Source organism: Pseudomonas sp. UMAB-40, from assembly GCF_900095275.1.
GTDB lineage: Bacteria > Pseudomonadota > Gammaproteobacteria > Pseudomonadales > Pseudomonadaceae > Aquipseudomonas > Aquipseudomonas mandelii_B.
Window position 1 is genome coordinate 309,572 of the sequence record NZ_LT607551.1, and the last position, 18,010, is coordinate 327,581.

Consider the following 18,010-nt stretch of genomic DNA (forward strand, 5'->3'; position numbering starts at 1 on the left):
GCAGAATGTCCGAGCATTCTGCTAGGGATAGGGCGGTTAGTCGAGCTTGGCGGGCGGCGGCTCTTGCGGCGACTTGCCATCCACCAGCGGCACGATGGTTTTGGTTTCAGGTTCGATCGGCACCATTTTGTATTCCTGGCCGTGAAGGTTCTTGAGGTAGACCTCCATCTGCCGGAACGAGATGTTGATGTGCTGCTTCTTGAACTCGCGATTGATGAAGCGGTTGACCTCGTCCAGCACCGGGTTGCGGTCACCGAGGTCACGCACGTGCATGCGCAACTCGTGGTCGAGGGTGCTTTCGCCGAAGTTCAGGAAATACACGTGGGGTTCCGGGTCTTTCAGGACTCGCGGGTTATCGCGCGCGGCTTTGAGCAGCAGCTCTTTGACCAGGTCCAGGTCCGAACCGTAGTCGACGCCGAGCTTGAGGGTCACCCGGGTGATGGTGTCGGTCAAGGACCAGTTGATCAGTTGCCCGGTGATGAACGTCTTGTTCGGGACAATGATGTCCTTGCGGTCGAAGTCGGTGATGGTCGTGGCGCGGATACGGATCTTGCTGACCGTGCCCGACAGGTTGCCGATGGTGATGGTGTCGCCGATCCGCACCGGACGCTCGAACAGAATCATGATGCCGGAGATGAAGTTGGCGAAGATTTCCTGCATCCCGAAGCCGAGACCCACCGACAGCGCCGCTACCAGCCATTGCAACTTGTCCCAGCTCACGCCGAGTGTCGACAGGGTCGAGACGAAGCCGATGCCGGCGATCGCATAGGAGAGCAGCGTGGTCGTGGCGTAGGCGCTGCCCTGTGCCAGGTTCAACTTCGACAGCACCAGCACTTCCAGCAGCCCCGGCAAGTTGCGCGCGAGGGCGAAGGTGATGCCGATGATGATTAGCGCACCGAGCATGTCGCCGATGCTGATCGGCACCATGCTCATGTTGGCGCCGGTGCCGCTGGTGTATTCGTAGAGGGTGACGTTGTCCAGGTACGAAAACACCGAGATCAGATCGGACCAGACCCAATACAGTGCCGCGATGAAACCACCCAGCAGTGCCAGACGAATCAGGCGCAAGGACTGTTCGTTGACCTTCTCGATGTCCAGCGTCGGCTCTTCGATCACCGCTTCGCCGTCGCCGGCCTCTTTCGCAGCCTGGCGTTTGGCCAGGGCGCGCTGATAGGCCAGGCGCCGTGCCGCCACACTGAGGCCGCGAACGAAGGTGGCTTCGATCACCAGCCAGAACATCAGCAGGTAAAGGGTGTTGATCAACCGGTCGCTGAGCTTCAGCGCGGTGTAGTAGTAGCCGAAACACACGGCCACGAACAACGCCACGGGCAGGACGGTAAACATGACCCCGACAGCCTTGCGAAACAGCGAAGCGTTCTGGTGAGTCGGGCTGCTGATCAGCAGGCGGCTGAGCAGCCAGGCCATCAAGGCGTAGCAGATCAGTACGACCGGCATGCCCAGCACATCATCGGCCAGCGCCGCCGGTTGCAATTCGGCAACGGCCACCACGGCGACCAGAGCCATCACCACCAGCCCGAGCCGTCGGACCCAGCCTTGCAGGAATTCGACCTGAGGTTTTTCCCAGCGGAAATGCAGTTCGGCCACACCGCCCGGCGCGAGGATCCGGTAAGCGGTGTAGAACACCAGCCAGGCCTGGGCCATTTGCAGCAGTGCCGCGCCCATGTTGGCGTTCTGCCCGCGGGCGTCGATCTGCAAGGCCAGACCGCACAAGGCCAGGCCCAGCGAGACCGGCATCGCCAGCAGAATATTGATCAGGATGGCCTGAGGCGTGTGCCATTGGCTGTCACGCTTGAAGTGACCGATGTCCTGGTGAACTTTGCTCAGTCGGGCATACAGGCTTTTTCGCCGCCACAACAGTGCACCGATCAACAGCGCCAACGGCAGAAACAGCAGCGGCCGCTGGGTCAGGCCATCGCTCAATTCGCTCAGGCTCGAGGTCCAGGGCAGCGTAGTGACCTGCCGTTGCAGACGTTCCGGCACGCCGTGCATCCATTCCAGATCCAGCGGCTTGTTGCTGGGAATCCAGAACATCTGCTCGTCGAGCGTTGCCCGCAGGCTTTGTGCGGTGCTGAGCAGTTGCTTCTGGTTAAGTTGCAGAGTGATGGATTGGTTGAGCACCGCGCTGAGTTCGCGGTTTAGCCGCTCCAGCAGGTCCGCGCGGGTGGTGGCCAGTTCCAGCAGGCTCTTGCGCAGCTGCGGGGTGACTTGCTCCGGCGGTTGGGTGGCCAACAGATTGTCGACGTAGGTCGCCGGGTTGTTGAGCAGTTCCCGTTGCTGGTTCACTTCAAATTGAAACAGGCGAATGTCAGCGATCTGGTCGGCCAGGTCGCGGTCGAGCTTGAGGCGCGGCAGGGCCTGCTTCTGCTTGTAGAGAATCTTGGAGAGCAGCAGGCTGCCCTTGAGTACGTTGATTTGCTCGTCCAGGGCCGAATCGCTTTGGGTCACGCTGTCCAGTTGCTGCTTGGTCTGCAGGTTTTGCTGGGTGATCGCATTGAGGCGGTCAGTGTTTTTGAGCAGGTAGTCAGAGAGTTTCAGGTTCGCCGCGCTTTCAGTGGCCAGCAAGGCGCTGCCGCCGGACTTCTGTGCTTCGATGGATTGTTGGGTGACCGCCTCTTGGGAATGAGCCAGGCGCTTCTGGTTGATCAGGGTTTGCAGCTCCTGGATTTCCTGATCCAGGCGATCGGATTTTTCCGAGAGCAGGTCATGCTGGCTGTTGCCCAGGTCTTGCAACTGACTGTTGCCGGCCAGTTCCTGGCGACGCAACGGGATCAGGGCATTCAGTGCCGCAAGTTCGGCATTGAGCTGGTCACGCTGTTCGCCGCTTAAGTTTTTGCCGTTGTCTTTGCCGGCCTTGAGAATGTTGTTGATCTGCTGGATGCGCGTCTGGCTGGTGGAAATTTCAGCCTGGGCGCGCTCAGGGCGGGTCTGGGCGGTAATCACCAGACTGTTGGCGTCGGCCAGTGCTTTCTGCAGATCGCTTTGCTGGGTCGAGCGCTCAGTGAGCACTTGTTCGAGCTGCTGGACCGACTGGTTGGCGTAGCGCTGCGCAACCGGTTGGACTTTGCTGGCTTTGAGCCTGGCCAGTTCCCGCTGGTTCTCAATGTTCTGCTTGGGGGCGGTGGCCAGTTGCTGCTTCAGATCGGCCAGTTTCTGATCGTAATCGCTCTTGTTATTGAGCTGGGTCAGCGTGCTCTGCAGCAGGGATTGCAGGGCTTTCTGATCCGCCTCCGGCAGTTTGCGATCGGCGATCTTGTCCAGACTCGCCTGCACGGCTTCGCTGGTCGGCGGTTCGGCCGCTTGCAACGTACCGACAGAAAGACTCAAGCCCAGCAGGGCCATGATGAAAAAAGTGCGCAGGGTTGACATAGAGACCGATCGAAAACGAGACGAAGAATGGAGTTTAGAGGAACAAGCCCGGGCCGGGGCGACTTCCTTCGGGGAATCTGACGCCCACTTTGCCGATCTTGTTCCCCTCCATGACCGCAACAGTCCAGATGGTGTTGTTCCACTCCACCTGGTCGCCGACGACGGGAGCTCCGCCGACTTTCTGGGCAATGAAATGGCCGAGCGACATGTCCGGATCGATGCCTTCGACTTTCAACCCGTACAGCGCCGCAACCGCGGCCAGCTGGGCGTCTCCTTCGAGCACGAAGTCGCCGAAGAAGCGCAGATCGAGGCCGCGTTGCGGTGCCTGGCTGAAGAGCTTTCCAAGGGCTGGAAGGTTGTGTTCATGGCCGATAACACACAGCAAATCATCGACTTCGAGCACCGTACTACCCGACGGATGGAGCAGTTGCTGACCACGAAACAACGCCGCAATACGTGTGCCTTCGGGCATTTTCAGTTCGCGAAGGGGCGAACCGATGCACCATTTCTCGGCACCGAGGCGATAAACGAACAGCTCCCACTCGCTGGTGACATGCACCTCCAGCGCTGCGCGGGAGATCGGCGCCGGCTCCGGCGGAACGGTCACTTTCAAAAGCTTCGCCACCCACGGCAGGCTCGTGCCCTGCACCAGCAGCGACACCAGCACGATAAAGAAGGCGAGGTTGAAGTAGAGCTGGGCATTCGGCAGGCCGGCCATCAGCGGGAACACCGCCAGAATGATCGGGACCGCGCCGCGTAGGCCGACCCAGGAAATAAACGCCTTCTCGCGACCATGGAACGCCTTGAACGGCAGCAGGCCGACCAGCACCGACAGCGGCCGCGCAAACAGAATCATCCACAGCGCCAGACCCAGAGCGGGCAGGGCGATTGGCAGCAGGTCATGCGGCGTCACCAGCAGACCCAGCACCAGGAACATGCCGATCTGCGCCAGCCAGGCCATGCCGTCGAGCATGTGCAGAATGCCGTGGCGGCTGCGCACCGGACGATTGCCGATCACCAGGCCGCAGAGATAAACCGCCAGGAAGCCACTGCCGTGCAGGGCGTTGGTCAGGGCGAACACGACCAGGCCGCCAGCAATCACCAGAATCGGGTAGAGGCCGTTGGCGAGGTTGATCCGGTTGACCAATTGCAGCATGACCCAGCCACCGCCGAGGCCGACCACGGCACCGATGCCGAATTCACGCACGAAGTGCCCGAGCAGGCTCCAGTGCAGGCCGGTCTGGCCGCTGGCGAGCATGTCGATCAGGGTGACGGTGAGAAACACCGCCATCGGGTCGTTGCTGCCGGATTCGATTTCGAGGCTGGCGGTGACCCGTTCGTTCAGGCCTTTACCGCCCAGCAGCGAGAACACCGCCGCGGCGTCGGTCGAGCCGACAATGGCGCCGATCAGCAAACCCTGAATGATGTTCAGGTTGAACAGCCAGGCGGCGACCATGCCGGTCAGCGCGGTGGTGATCAACACCCCGACCGTCGCCAGCGACAACGCCGGCCACAACGCCACGCGAAAGCTGGATACGCGGGTGCGCAAGCCGCCATCGAGCAGGATCACTGCGAGGGCGAGGTTGCCGACCAGATAAGCCGTGGGGTAGTTGTCAAAGATAATGCCGCCACCGTCGACGCCAGCGGCCATGCCCACGGCGAGGATGATCACCAGAATCGGGATGCCGAGGCGCGAGGAAAGTGAACTCACCAGAATGCTCGCACCTACCAGCAACGCGCCGATCAAGAACAGGCTGTTGATGGTCGTCGCATTCAAAGGCAGTACTCCAGAAAGCTGAAAGGCGGGCACAAACTGACCATGCAGTCTGCGTGCCAGCGATTCTAACCTGTTGAAATGTGATGCTGTCAAAAAGCTTTTGCAGAATTCCGACAACGTCCACGGAACCGGTCGACATCACCGTAGAAAGGGGATTTATCTTTGGTGAAGGGATTTCTGTGGCGAGGGATAAATCCCCTCGCCACAGAAAAGGTGTCGCTGCTTACAGGCTAAACCGCCCAACCATGTTGTTCAGGTCCAGCGCCAATCGCGACAACTCATTGCTCGCCGCACTCGTCTGATTCGCCCCGGTCGCCGATTGCACCGACAAATCACGAATGTTCACCAGGTTGCGATCCACTTCCCGCGCCACCTGCGCCTGTTCTTCAGCCGCGCTGGCGATCACCAGATTCCGCTCGTTGATCTCGAGAATGGCGCTGTTGATCGTGTCCAGCGAAAGACCTGCACCACGGGCAATGTTCAAGGTCGATTCAGCACGTTCGGTGCTGTTGCGCATTGAGTCCACCGCGTGTTCGGTGCCGCTCTGGATGCTGCCGATCATGCGTTCGATCTCGCTGGTCGATTGCTGGGTGCGATGCGCCAGTGCACGCACCTCATCCGCCACCACCGCGAAGCCACGTCCGGCTTCACCGGCACGCGCGGCTTCAATCGCTGCGTTCAACGCCAGCAGGTTGGTCTGGTCAGCCAGGCCACGGATCACGTCCAGCACCTTGCCGATGTCACGGGATTCGTTGGCCAGATCACCAATCAGGGTTGCGGTGCTCTGCACATCGGCGCTCATGCGTTCGATGGCGCTGACGGTTTCCTGCACCAGGTCACGACCGTCGCCGGCCGAGGTGGTGGCGTTCTTCGAGGCTTCGGACGTGCTCACGGCGTTGCGCGCGACTTCTTCCACGGCGCTGGTCATTTCATTGACGGCGGTGGCGGCTTGTTCGATTTCGTTGTTCTGCTGGGTCAGGCCACGGGCGCTTTCGTCGGTGACGCTGTTCAGCTCTTCAGCGGCGGACGCCAGTTGCGTGGCCGAGCCGGAAATCCGTTGCAGGGTGTCACGCAGCTTGTCCTGCATCTTCGACATGGCCAGCAGCAAGCGGCCTGCCTCGTCTTCGCCATCGACATGAATCGGACGAGTCAGGTTGCCCTCGGCGATTTCTTCAGCCGCGCTCAAGGCGTTGGCGATGGGCTTGGTGATGCTGTTGGTCAGCAGCCAGGCGAACAGCAGGGTCAGGGCAGTGGCGATCACCAGCAGGGTGACGACCAGGTTGAACGCCGAGGAATATTGATCCGTTGCTTGCTGATTAAGGTCGACCGCTTGTTGGTTGTTGATCAGCATCAGGCGGTTGAGCACGGCGTTGACGGCTTCAGAGTTGTTCAGCAGATCGGTGTTGAGCAAGGTGCGCAGTTCTTCCACCTGGTTGTTGCGCGACAGACTCTTCATCCGGTCTTCAAGCTGACGGTACTGACCAAGCAACTGCACGTACTGGTCGTAAGCCGCACGCTCGTCAGGGCTGCTGATGAATTTTTCATACTCAGTCTGGGCGGCACGGATCTGCTGGTTGCGCTGTTCGAACAGCTCGATGGTTTTTTGCTGTACGTCGGGTTCGCGGTTGGTCAACAAGCGATAGGACAGAACCCGAAGGCGCAGGGTCAGTTGGGTGAACTCATCCAGCGCCTTGATGCTCGGCACGCTGCTCTCGACGATGTTCTCGCCGGCGCCGCGAATCTTGCTCATCTGGTTCAAGGCAAACACACCCAGAACCAGCATCAAACCGCCAATCAGGGCGAAACCGAGGAACGCCCGCGGTGCGATATTCATATTACGAAGGGACATGCTGTTTACCAAAGTGAGCGCACCCGAGCGGCGCTGAAGCTGACGTATGAGTGACTTATCGGTCATACGACTAAAGTCTTGAGTGCCTGCGCGTTTTTGTCGCAGACGGGCTCCGGCGACGAAGTGCAGGAACCAGATCCGCCAATCACAGTCTTTAAAGCTCGCGAGGAAGGTCGCCCGCCAGGAAAATCAAGGCCTTGCGCCTGAATAACCCTGGCATCCGTGGTGACTTTTCTTTATCTTACGCGCCCTTTGAAAATGCTTGGAAAATCAAAATGTTGGAAGCATCCCTTAGCCAATTGGAACAGCTGGTCAGCGATCTGGTGCAACAGAACCAGACCCTGCTCGCCACCAACCAGACCCTGAGCGCAGAACTGGCCCAGGCCAAGGATGAAAACGAAAGCCTGCAATTGAACCTGATGGAACAGGAAGAGAAACAAGGCGCCACCGCGGCCCGCATCCAGGCCCTGGTTGAGCGCGTCAGCGCCGGCCCGGTCAGCGCATGAATCACGGCGCCGCAGGGGTAAAAGTCGTCTCGATCCTGGGGGAGGACTATTCGATCAAGGCGCCGGCCGGGGAAGAGCAAACCCTGCTGGACGCCGCGATGATGTTGAAAGCTGCCTTGGCCGACACCAAAAGGAAGTACCCGACGCTGATCGGTGACCGACTGCTGGTGCTGGCTGCGATGAATCTGTGTTCCCAGCAGATTGAAATGCAAAAGCAGCACAAGCAGGAACTCGACCGTTACCAAGAGCAAGTCAGCGCCACGGTTGAAGTAATCTCCAAGACGATCAATCAGGCCTGATCGGCTTTGCGCACAACCAAAGAATAGATTGTCGTTTGAGTTGTATACAATCGGCACGGCTGTTGCAGTGTTTCAGCCTCTTATTCTTTGGGGGTGCTCCATGCAGTTCTGGCGACGCAGTATTCAATGGCAGTTAATCCTGAGTATGGGCACTGCCCTGCTGGTCAGTATTCTGATCGTGGTTGGCATTTATACCCTCGTGGTCAACCGCCTCGCCCAGAGCTATCTGGTTGAACAGGCACTGCCGTCGAGCATCGAAGCGATGCGCAACGACATCGAACGAATCCTCGTCCAACCCCTCACCGCCGCCAAGGACATCGCCAGCAACAGCATGGTGCGCGACTGGCTGGCCGGGGGTGAAAACAGTGCCCAGACCGCCGCGTTCGTCCAGTATCTGGAGGGTATCCGCGCCGAACACAAAGCCTTCACCGCGCTGATCGTCGGCACGGCTTCAAACCATTACTTCACTGAAAAAGGCCTGGACCGGACCCTCAGCCGTTCCAACCCCAAGGACGCCTGGTTCTACGCATTCCTCGACAGCAACCAGCCGCGCACCCTCAATATCGACAATGACACCGCGACCGGAGAATTGGCGCTGTTCATCGACCTCAAGGTCGAGCAGGCCGGTAAAGTCGTGGGTGTTGCCGGGCTTGGGTTGAGCATGAAAGAGCTGTCGGAGCTGATCCACAACTTCAACTTCGGTGAGCGCGGCAAGGTCTATCTCGTGCGTTCCGACGGTTTGATCCAGGTTCACCCCGAGGCGCAATTCAGCGGCAAGCGCACCTTGGCCGAACAGATTGGCGCCCCGGCGGCGCAAGCCGTCATGGGCCAACAAACTGCCACCAACAGCAGCTTCGTCCGCGATGGCGAAGATTATCTGGCGTTGAGCCTCCCGTTACGGGACCTGGGCTGGACCCTGGTGGCCGAAGTGCCACAGTCGCAGATCTACGCCGAAGCCCGTCGCGCCATGTGGATGAGCAGCGGCATAGGCCTGGCGGTGGCGCTGGTGTGTCTGTTGCTGGTGGTCTTGCTGGCCCGTGGCCTGGTGCGGCCGATCCGCCAGGTAACAGCCGCGCTGGTAGCCATCGGTAGCGGTGGGGGAGATTTGACCCATCGGTTAGATTCCAGCCGCGCCGATGAGCTGGGTGACCTGGCACGCGGCTTCAATCGATTCCTCGACAGCCAGCGCGAGATGATCGGCGAAGTGCTGACCACCAGCGAGCGTTTGCGCACGGCGGTCAGCCAAGTGGCGAAGGTCGTGGACAACACCGCCGAGCGCTCCGGTCGTCAGCAGGAAATGACCGACATGGTTGCCACCGCCGTCCACGAAATGGGCCTGACCGTGCAGGAAATCGCCCAGAACGCGGGTAACGCGGCGGTCGCTTCGCAGAACGCCCGGGATGAAGCGATGCAGGCGCGGGAAGTGGTCGGTGGGTCGATCCGGCATATAGAAAGCATGTCCGACGAAATTGGCATCGCCGCCAGTGCCGTCGGCGAATTGGCCGATCAGGTCGCGTCCATCGATCAGGTGCTGGCAGTGATTCGCGGGATCTCCGAGCAGACCAATTTACTGGCACTCAACGCGGCCATCGAAGCGGCGCGGGCCGGGGACATGGGGCGTGGGTTTGCAGTGGTGGCGGATGAAGTGCGCACGTTGGCGCGGCGCACTCAATCGTCGACCGACGAGATCCAGCAGATGATCGGCAGCCTCAAGCAGGGCGCGGAGAATGCTGTTTCATCCATGCATTCCGGGCAGGCAGCGACGGGCACCGGCGTCGAGTCGAGCCAGCGCACCGGCGCGTCGTTGACGGCGATTACCGGACAGGTCGAGCGCATCAGCGACATGAACCATCAGGTGGCGACGGCCACGGAAGAGCAGTCGGCGGTGACGGAAGAGATCAACCGGAACGTGCAGGGGATTTCCGATTTGGCCCGGGCGACGGCGGGGGAAGTGAGAGCTTGCCGTGAGGATTGTCAGACGTTGCAGCGGTTGGCGGATGATCTGGCGCGGCAGATGGGCAGTTTCAAGCTCCGCTGATAGATGTATCGCCTGACTGACGCCATCGCGGGCAAGCCCGCTCCCACAGTGTCAGCGAGAACCACAATCCTAGGTTCACCGCAAAACTTTGTGGGAGCGGGCTTGCCCGCGATTGGATGTCAGCTTCACTACAAGGCTCTAATCAGAACCACTCATCCTGCATCGTCAGGCACACATCATCCCGAGCCTCAAGAATCGCCAGCTCATGGTGGCAACCCGGCACTTCCCACGTCAGGAAATACCGCGCCGCCTGCAGCTTGCCCTTATAAAAGCTCACATCCGCCGCACTGCCTTTGGCCAACCCTTCCTCGGCCCGAATCGCCTGTTCCAGCCAGCGCCAGCCAATCACCGTGTGCCCGAACACTTTCAGGTACAGCGCCGAGTTCGCCAGGCTGCTGTTGACCTTGCCTTGTCCGAGATCCGTCAGCAAGCCGATGGTCACCGTCTGCAGGCGCGCCACCAGTTTCTCCAGCGGTTCACGCAGGGCGGTCAACGACTCATGCGCCTGCGACCGTTCTGCGGTGTTGGCAATCAAGCGGATCAACTGCTTGAGCCCCGCGCCACCGTTCTGCGCCAGTTTGCGTCCCAGCAAATCCAGCGACTGAATACCGTGGGTGCCTTCGTGGATCGGGTTCAAACGGTTATCGCGGTAATACTGCTCCACCGGGTATTCGCGGGTGTAACCATGGCCGCCGAGAATCTGGATCGCCAGTTCGTTGGCCTTCAGGCAAAACTCCGAGGGCCAGGATTTGACGATGGGTGTCAGCAAATCCAACAGCTCGTGGGCCTGCTTGCGCTGGTCTTCAGTCTCCAGCGTGGTGGTGTCATCGAACAGTCGCGCTGCGTACAGCCCAAGGTCGAACGAGCCTTCGACGTAGGCTTTCTGCGTCAACAACATGCGCTTGACGTCAGCGTGCTGAATGATCGGCACCGGCGCGGTGTTGGGGTCCTTGCTGTCCGGCACGCGACCTTGCGGACGTTCGCGGGCGTATTCCAGGGAATACAGATACCCAGCGTAACCGAGCATCACCGCGCCCATGCCGACGCCGATCCGCGCCTCGTTCATCATCTGGAACATGTAGCTCAGACCGTGGTGAGGCTTGCCCACCAGGTAGCCGACGCACTCGCCGTTGTCGCCGAAGTTCAGCGCGGTGGACGTGGTGCCGCGCCAGCCCATCTTGTGGAACAGCCCCGCCAGCAAGACGTCATTGCGCTTGCCGAGGCTGCCGTTATCGTTGACCAGAAACTTGGGCACGATAAACAGCGAAATGCCCTTCACCCCGGCCGGCGCATCCGGCAGTTTTGCCAGGACCATGTGCACGATGTTCTCCGACAGCGGGTGATCGCCACCGGAGATGAAAATCTTGTTGCCCTTGAGTCGATAAGTGCCGTCAGACGCAGGCTCCGCGCGGGTACGAATATCCGACAGCGAAGAACCGGCGTGGGGTTCGGTCAGCGCCATGGTGCCGAAGAAACGACCATCGATCATCGGTTGCAGAAAGCGCTGCTTCTGCTCATCGGTGCCGAAGCTTTCGATCAGGTTCGCCGCGCCCATGGTCAGGAACGGGTACGAAGTCGACGCCGCGTTGGCCGACTGGAAGTGTGCGAAGCAGGCCTGGGACAACAATGTAGGAAGTTGCATGCCGCCGGCGTCGAAACTGCGCGCGGCGTTGAGGAAACCGGCTTCGAGGAACGCATCCACCGCCGGTTTCACTTCCGGAATCAGAATCGCCTGACCGTTCTCGTAGCGCGGTTCGTTCTCGTCGTTCTTGCGGTTGTGCGGGGCGAAGAATTTTTCGGCGATGCTGCGGGCAGTGCCGATGGCGGCATCGAAGGTTTCGCGATTGTGCTCGGCGAAACGCTCACGCTGGGTCAGGCCCTCGGCATCGAGGACTTCGTACAGCTCAAAAGCCAGATTGCGGGAACTGAGCAACGTCTCGGACATGGCGGCCTACCTTTTTTGGAATGGACCGAGTCTAGGCGTGGGAATAAAGACTGAACAGGATGATTGATGAGCGTGATGGTGTGTTGCAGACACCGCTAATCAAATGTGGGAGCGGGCTTGCTCGCGAAGGCGGTGTAACAGTCAATATTAATGTCGACTGACACTCCGCCTTCGCGAGCAAGCCCGCTCCCACAAGGGGTTTTGCATACCGGACAGCCATTGCGGTTGCCCGGTCTTGTTGCGTTTAACCGATCGTCATCAAGCTCGCATTACCACCCGCCGCAGCGGTGTTAACACTCAACGCCCGCTCGATCACCAGACGCTCCAGCGCAATGCTGGTCTCGCCCTGGGACAGGCCATGAACACCCACAATCGCCCCGGCACGCTTGGCCACTTGCTGGCACACCGCACGCAGCTGGTCGGAATGGCCATGATGCAGAACCGCATCAAACACCACTTCGTCCTTGCTCCAGTCGGAAACAAGCTTGATTCGCGCCTGAACTTCCTTCGGCAGACGTGCGAACACAGCCTTGGTCAATTCAGCCTCCGGCCACACCGCCGAACCGCCGACAGCCAATACCGCCGTCAATTGAGTCAGCAGGTCGCCTTCGACTTCCGCCAGGCACAGCACGTGTTCACGCGGCAGGATGGCGTAGCTGTTGCGCTCGCCGGTCGGCCCCGCCAAGACACGGGTGATGCCGCTTTGCGATTGCGCCGCGAACTGCACACACAGCGTGCTCAGGTCAGCGAACTTGTTGTTGTCGGCCCAGGCCTTCAGGGCTGTCAGCGGTTTGCTCATGGCATCACGCAAACGAACGTCCGGCGCAACGATCGCGTCGCCGCGAGCGAAGGATTGTTCGATGGCATCGGTAGGACGCGTCGACAGCAGACGGTACAGGTACAGCGGACCACCGGCCTTCGGACCAGTCCCCGACAAGCCTTCGCCGCCGAACGGCTGCACGCCAACCACGGCACCCACGATGTTGCGGTTCACATAGACGTTACCGGCGTTGACGTTGTCGATCACCTTGGCGATGGTCTCGTCGATGCGGGTGTGCACGCCCAGCGTCAGGCCGTAGCCGGAAGCGTTGATCTGACCGATCAGTTGGTCGATGTCTTTGCGCTTGTAGCGAACCACGTGCAGCACCGGGCCGAATATCTCACGTTGCAGCTCGTCGAAGCTTTCCAGTTCGATCAGGGTCGGCATCACGAAGGTGCCGCGTTTGACTTCTTCGCTGTTGGCGATCGCCACCTGATACACGTTACGACCTTTGTCGCGCATGGCCTGGATGTGCTTTTCGATGCCCGCTTTAGCTTCGGCGTCGATCACCGGGCCAATGTCCACGGACAGGCGCTCAGGGTTGCCGAGACGGCATTCAGCCATGGCGCCCTTGAGCATTTCGATGACACGGTCAGCGGAATCTTCCTGCAAGCACAGCACGCGCAATGCCGAGCAACGTTGACCGGCGCTGTCAAAGGCCGACGATACGACGTCGATCACAACCTGTTCGGTCAGTGCCGAGGAGTCGACGATCATCGCGTTCTGGCCGCCGGTTTCGGCGATCAGCGGAATCGGACGACCCTGTGCATCCAGGCGACCGGCAACGTTACGTTGCAGCAAACGAGCAACTTCGGTGGAGCCGGTGAACATCACGCCTTTGACCCGATCGTCGCCGACCAGACGAGCGCCGACGGTTTCGCCACGGCCCGGCAGCAGTTGCAGCACGCCTTCCGGAATCCCGGCTTCGAGCAACAAACGCACGGCTTGTGCAGCCACCAGCGGAGTTTGCTCCGCTGGTTTGGCCAGCACCGGGTTACCGGCGGCCAGTGCTGCAGCGACTTGACCACTGAAGATTGCCAGCGGGAAGTTCCACGGGCTGATGCACACCACTGGGCCCAGTGGGCGGTGGGCGTCGTTGGTGAAATCGTTGCGTGCCTGCACTGCGTAGTAACGCAGGAAGTCCACGGCTTCACGCACTTCGGCGATGGCGTTGGCGAAGGTCTTGCCGGCTTCGCGAGCCAGCAGGCCCATCAGCGGCTGGATCTCGCCTTCCATCAAGTCAGCGGCACGCTCCAGAATCGCGGCACGTTCGGCCGGCGGGGTAGCCTGCCAGATCGGTGCAGCGTTCAGGGCGCACTGGATCGCGTTGTCGACGTCTTCGACGGTCGCTTCTTGTACGTGACCAACCACGTCACGCAGATCGGACGGGTTGAGGACTGGCGCAGGCGTTTCGGAGCTGGACGCGCAACCGAGCATCGGCGCGGCTTTCCAGTGGTTGTGAGCGGTGGCCAGCAGCGCGCAAGACAGGGAAGCCAGACGATGTTCGTTGGCCATGTCGATGCCGCTGGAGTTGGCGCGCTCGGCACCATAAAGATCACGCGGCAGCGGGATACGCGGGTGCGGCAGACCGAATCCACCTTCCACCGTCGCCATCTGCTCGATGCTGGCCACTGGATCGGCGACCAACGCCTGAATCGAGATCGACTGATCGGCAATCTGGTTGACGAACGAGGTGTTCGCGCCGTTTTCCAGCAGACGACGGACCAGGTACGCCAACAATGTTTCGTGAGTGCCGACCGGTGCGTACACGCGGCACGGACGGTTCAACTTGCCATCGGAAACTTTGCCTACGACTTGTTCGTACAACGGTTCGCCCATGCCGTGTAGGCACTGGAACTCGTACTGGCCGGGGTAATAGTTCTGACCGGCAATGTGGTAAATGGCCGACAGGGTATGGGCGTTGTGCGTGGCGAACTGCGGGTAAATGACTTCCGGCACCGAGAGCAGTTTGCGGGCGCAGGCGATGTAGGAAACGTCGGTGTACACCTTGCGGGTGTAGACCGGATAGCCTTCCAGGCCTTCGACCTGGGCGCGCTTGATTTCGCTGTCCCAGTACGCGCCTTTTACCAGACGGATCATCAGGCGATGACGGCTGCGACGAGCCAGGTCGATCACGTAGTCGATCACATACGGGCAACGCTTCTGGTAAGCCTGGATCACGAAACCGATGCCGTTCCAGCCGGTCAGTTGCGGCTCGAAGCACAGGCGTTCCAGCAGATCCAGCGACAGTTCGAGGCGGTCGGCTTCTTCGGCGTCGATGTTCAAACCGATGTCGTACTGCTTGGCCAGCAGGGTCAGCGACAGCAGGCGCGGGTACAGCTCGTCCATCACACGCTCGTACTGCGCGCGGCTGTAACGCGGGTGCAGTGCCGAGAGCTTGATCGAAATGCCTGGGCCTTCATAAATCCCACGACCGTGGGACGCTTTGCCGATCGAGTGGATGGCTTGTTCATACGAGGCCAGGTATTTCTGGGCATCGTGCTCGGTGAGTGCGGCCTCACCCAGCATGTCGTAGGAATAGCGGAAACCTTTGGCTTCGAACTTGCTGGCGTTGGCCAGGGCTTCGGCGATGGTTTCGCCAGTCACGAATTGCTCGCCCATCAGGCGCATGGCCATGTCGACGCCCTTGCGGATCATCGGCTCGCCGCTCTTGCCGATGATGCGGCTCAAGGAGGAAGTCAGGCCCGCTTCATTATGGGTGGCGACCAGTTTTCCGGTCAGCAACAAGCCCCAGGTCGCGGCGTTGACGAACAGCGACGGACTGTTACCCAAGTGCGGGTGCCAGTTGCCGGTGCTGATCTTGTCGCGGATCAGCGCGTCACGAGTGCCTTTGTCCGGGATGCGCAGCAGCGCTTCGGCGAGGCACATCAACGCGACGCCTTCCTGGGACGACAGGGAAAATTCCTGCAATAGACCCTGAACAATTCCGGCACGGCCGCCGGCGCTCTTCTGATTGCGCAGTTTCTCGGCAATCGAGGAGGCGAGCTTGTTGGTGGCTTCGGCCATCGCCGCAGGCAGACGCGCCTGCTCGATCAGCATCGGCACCACTTCAGGTTCCGGGCGACGGTATGCGGCGGTGATCGAGGCGCGCAGCACCGATTGCGGCAGGATGCTTTCGGCGAACTCGAGGAAGCACTGGTGGGCGTGATCCAGAGGCGCATCGACGGTTTCGTCGGAATCCTTGGTCAAACCGCTCAGCTCGGTCAGGGTTGCACCACCCTCGAGTTTTTCCAGGTAATTGAAAATTGCCTGCTTGATCAGCCAGTGCGGCGTACGATCAATCGAGGTCGCGGCTGCCTTGAGGCGCTCGCGGGTCGGGTCATCAAGTTTGACCCCAAGGGTGGTGGTAGCCATATTTTTATCCTCATGTTTGCCACGACCGCGTGGCATCAGCTGGCCGCAAGATTAGCTGGGCAACCTTTGAGGTGCAACCGGGTGCAACCCTTTTTTTGTCGGAATAATAAGCAGCTCGTCAGGAAATAAATTCCGGCACGAACGTCCCGCTCCTGCTTGGTGCTTTTAATTCTAGAAAAGCGTGCGGACTGCCCTAAAAGGGAGCAAAAACAGGGCTTTTTCAGGTAAATCCGACTAGGTGCAACTTATTCTCAAGAAATGGGTTGCACCTTATTTGCTTTGTTGAATAGCATTCGCCGCCAAGGTGCAACCGGTCATAAAAGACAGGTGCACCGGCTGATGGCTTTCCTGGGGAAACATCAGTCATAAATGCGCGGGACCTGAAATCGTCTGTCAAACGTCGTCGTTTGCGCGCGGTTCACCAGCCGCCGCTACATAAAAACAAAGCCAGGGCGTAACTTAATGAGCGTTAGCAATCCAACACTGATCACGTTCGTGATCTACATCGCAGCAATGGTGCTGATCGGCTTCATGGCCTATCGCTCCACCAACAACCTTTCTGACTACATTCTGGGCGGTCGCAGCCTGGGCAGCGTCGTGACTGCATTGTCCGCCGGTGCTTCCGACATGAGCGGCTGGTTGTTGATGGGCCTGCCGGGCGCTATCTACATGTCCGGTCTTTCCGAAAGCTGGATCGCCATCGGTCTGATCATCGGTGCTTACCTGAACTGGCTGTTCGTCGCCGGCCGTCTGCGCGTGCAGACCGAGCACAACGGCGATGCACTGACCCTGCCGGATTACTTCTCCAGCCGTTTTGAAGACAAAAGCGGCCTGCTGCGGATCATCTCTGCCGTCGTGATCCTGGTGTTCTTCACCATCTACTGCGCCTCCGGCATCGTGGCCGGCGCCCGTCTGTTCGAAAGCACCTTCGGCATGTCCTACGAGACTGCACTGTGGGCCGGCGCTGCGGCGACGATTGCCTACACCTTCGTCGGCGGTTTCCTGGCCGTGAGCTGGACGGACACCGTACAAGCCACGCTGATGATCTTCGCCCTGTTGCTGACGCCGATCATCGTGCTGCTGGCCACCGGCGGCGTCGACACCACGTTCCTGGCCATCGAAGCGCAAGACGCCAGCAACTTCGACATGCTGAAAAACACCACCTTCATTGGCATCATCTCGCTGATGGGCTGGGGCCTGGGCTACTTCGGCCAGCCGCACATCCTGGCGCGTTTCATGGCGGCGGATTCGGTCAAGTCGATCGCTAACGCTCGCCGTATCTCCATGACCTGGATGATCCTTTGCCTGGGTGGCACCGTCGCTGTTGGTTTCTTCGGTATCGCTTACTTCTCGGCGAACCCGGATCTGGCTGGCCCGGTCACTGAAAACCACGAGCGGGTGTTCATCGAGCTGGCGAAAATCCTGTTCAATCCATGGATTGCCGGTGTCCTGCTGTCGGCCATTCTGGCAGCGGTCATGAGCACCCTGAGCTGCCAACTGTTGGTGTGCTCGAGCGCCCTGACCGAAGACTTCTACAAAACTTTCCTGCGTAAAACCGCTTCCCAGCTGGAACTGGTCTGGGTCGGTCGCGCCATGGTGCTGCTGGTTGCCCTGATCGCCATCGCGTTGGCCGCTAACCCGGAAAACCGCGTACTGGGTCTGGTCAGCTACGCCTGGGCCGGTTTCGGTGCCGCATTCGGTCCGGTTGTCCTGATCTCCGTGATCTGGAAAGACATGACCCGCAACGGCGCACTGGCCGGCATCCTGGTCGGCGCGATCACCGTGATCGTGTGGAAACACTTCGAGCTGTTGGGTCTGTACGAAATCATCCCGGGCTTCATCTTCGCTAGCCTGGCCATCTACATCGTCAGCAAACTGGGCGCGCCGACTCACGGCATGCTTCAGCGCTTCGCCGCTGCCGAGGCTGATTTCCGCCTGAACAAGTGATGGGGATGAGCTGAGGCTCTGACCTTTCGCCGAACATGAAAACGGCCCGCTTCCATTTGGAGGCGGG

The 18,010-nt window shown here is 60.1% G+C and carries 9 protein-coding genes and 2 pseudogenes; 5 read left to right on the plus strand and 6 right to left on the minus strand.

Features of this window, described 5'->3' with window-relative positions:
- Positions 1–36: 36 nt before the first annotated feature.
- From mscK to K0F88_RS32890, 4 genes and pseudogenes are all read right to left on the minus strand, one after another.
- Positions 37–3,387, minus strand: a complete 3,351-nt coding sequence (gene mscK, locus K0F88_RS01475; RefSeq protein WP_219093467.1) for a mechanosensitive channel MscK — start codon at positions 3,385–3,387, stop codon at positions 37–39.
- 34 nt (positions 3,388–3,421) lie between these two features.
- A complete protein-coding gene (locus tag K0F88_RS01480) occupies positions 3,422–5,164 on the minus strand; it encodes a potassium/proton antiporter (RefSeq protein WP_219093470.1) in 1,743 nt (580 codons plus the stop codon).
- A 223-nt stretch (positions 5,165–5,387) separates the two neighbouring features.
- Complete coding sequence (locus K0F88_RS32885; protein WP_374039698.1) at positions 5,388–6,260, minus strand: methyl-accepting chemotaxis protein; 873 nt, start codon at positions 6,258–6,260, stop codon at positions 5,388–5,390.
- Positions 6,243–7,079: pseudogene (locus K0F88_RS32890) on the minus strand (MCP four helix bundle domain-containing protein); the annotation flags it as partial. The pseudogene K0F88_RS32890 and the gene K0F88_RS32885, both read right to left, overlap by 18 nt.
- A gap of 209 nt (positions 7,080–7,288) precedes the next feature.
- Here K0F88_RS32890 and K0F88_RS01490 point away from each other — a divergent pair.
- From K0F88_RS01490 to K0F88_RS32900, 4 genes and pseudogenes are all read left to right on the plus strand, one after another.
- On the plus strand, positions 7,289–7,519 hold the full coding sequence (locus tag K0F88_RS01490) for a hypothetical protein (protein WP_094469479.1): 231 nt from the start codon (positions 7,289–7,291) through the stop codon (positions 7,517–7,519).
- Positions 7,516–7,818 (plus strand): cell division protein ZapA, encoded by a 303-nt coding sequence (locus K0F88_RS01495; RefSeq protein ID WP_010464343.1) that lies wholly within the window; start codon positions 7,516–7,518, stop codon positions 7,816–7,818. The genes K0F88_RS01490 and K0F88_RS01495 overlap by 4 nt, the downstream gene beginning before the upstream one ends.
- Positions 7,819–7,963: 145 nt before the next feature.
- A pseudogene (locus K0F88_RS32895) lies at positions 7,964–8,992 on the plus strand (cache domain-containing protein); the annotation flags it as partial.
- 132 nt (positions 8,993–9,124) lie between these two features.
- Positions 9,125–9,856 carry a methyl-accepting chemotaxis protein gene (locus K0F88_RS32900; RefSeq protein ID WP_374039699.1) on the plus strand — a complete coding sequence of 244 codons (732 nt, stop codon included), beginning with the start codon at positions 9,125–9,127 and terminating at the stop codon, positions 9,854–9,856.
- 142 nt (positions 9,857–9,998) lie between these two features.
- Here the strand turns inward: K0F88_RS32900 and K0F88_RS01505 are convergent, their stop codons facing one another.
- Both K0F88_RS01505 and putA read right to left on the minus strand, forming a co-directional pair.
- Positions 9,999–11,801 carry an acyl-CoA dehydrogenase gene (locus K0F88_RS01505; RefSeq protein ID WP_219093476.1) on the minus strand — a complete coding sequence of 601 codons (1,803 nt, stop codon included), beginning with the start codon at positions 11,799–11,801 and terminating at the stop codon, positions 9,999–10,001.
- Positions 11,802–12,045: 244 nt separating this feature from the next.
- Positions 12,046–15,996, minus strand: coding sequence for a trifunctional transcriptional regulator/proline dehydrogenase/L-glutamate gamma-semialdehyde dehydrogenase (putA, locus tag K0F88_RS01510; RefSeq protein WP_219093478.1), 3,951 nt, complete (start codon positions 15,994–15,996; stop codon positions 12,046–12,048).
- A 462-nt stretch (positions 15,997–16,458) separates the two neighbouring features.
- Between putA and putP the strand changes: the two genes are divergently transcribed.
- Positions 16,459–17,943 (plus strand): sodium/proline symporter PutP, encoded by a 1,485-nt coding sequence (gene putP / locus K0F88_RS01515; protein WP_219093480.1) that lies wholly within the window; start codon positions 16,459–16,461, stop codon positions 17,941–17,943.
- Positions 17,944–18,010: the final 67 nt, after the last annotated feature.

Coding starts and splice junctions, on each gene's coding strand:
- mscK (WP_219093467.1), bottom strand. CDS start 3,387: ATGTCAACCCTGCGCACTTTTTTCATCATGGCCCTGCTGGGCTTGAGT.
- K0F88_RS32885 (WP_374039698.1), bottom strand. CDS start 6,260: ATGTCGAAGATGCAGGACAAGCTGCGTGACACCCTGCAACGGATTTCC.
- K0F88_RS01490 (WP_094469479.1), top strand. CDS start 7,289: ATGTTGGAAGCATCCCTTAGCCAATTGGAACAGCTGGTCAGCGATCTG.
- K0F88_RS01495 (WP_010464343.1), top strand. CDS start 7,516: ATGAATCACGGCGCCGCAGGGGTAAAAGTCGTCTCGATCCTGGGGGAG.
- K0F88_RS32900 (WP_374039699.1), top strand. CDS start 9,125: ATGGTTGCCACCGCCGTCCACGAAATGGGCCTGACCGTGCAGGAAATC.
- K0F88_RS01505 (WP_219093476.1), bottom strand. CDS start 11,801: ATGTCCGAGACGTTGCTCAGTTCCCGCAATCTGGCTTTTGAGCTGTAC.
- putA (WP_219093478.1), bottom strand. CDS start 15,996: ATGGCTACCACCACCCTTGGGGTCAAACTTGATGACCCGACCCGCGAG.
- putP (WP_219093480.1), top strand. CDS start 16,459: ATGAGCGTTAGCAATCCAACACTGATCACGTTCGTGATCTACATCGCA.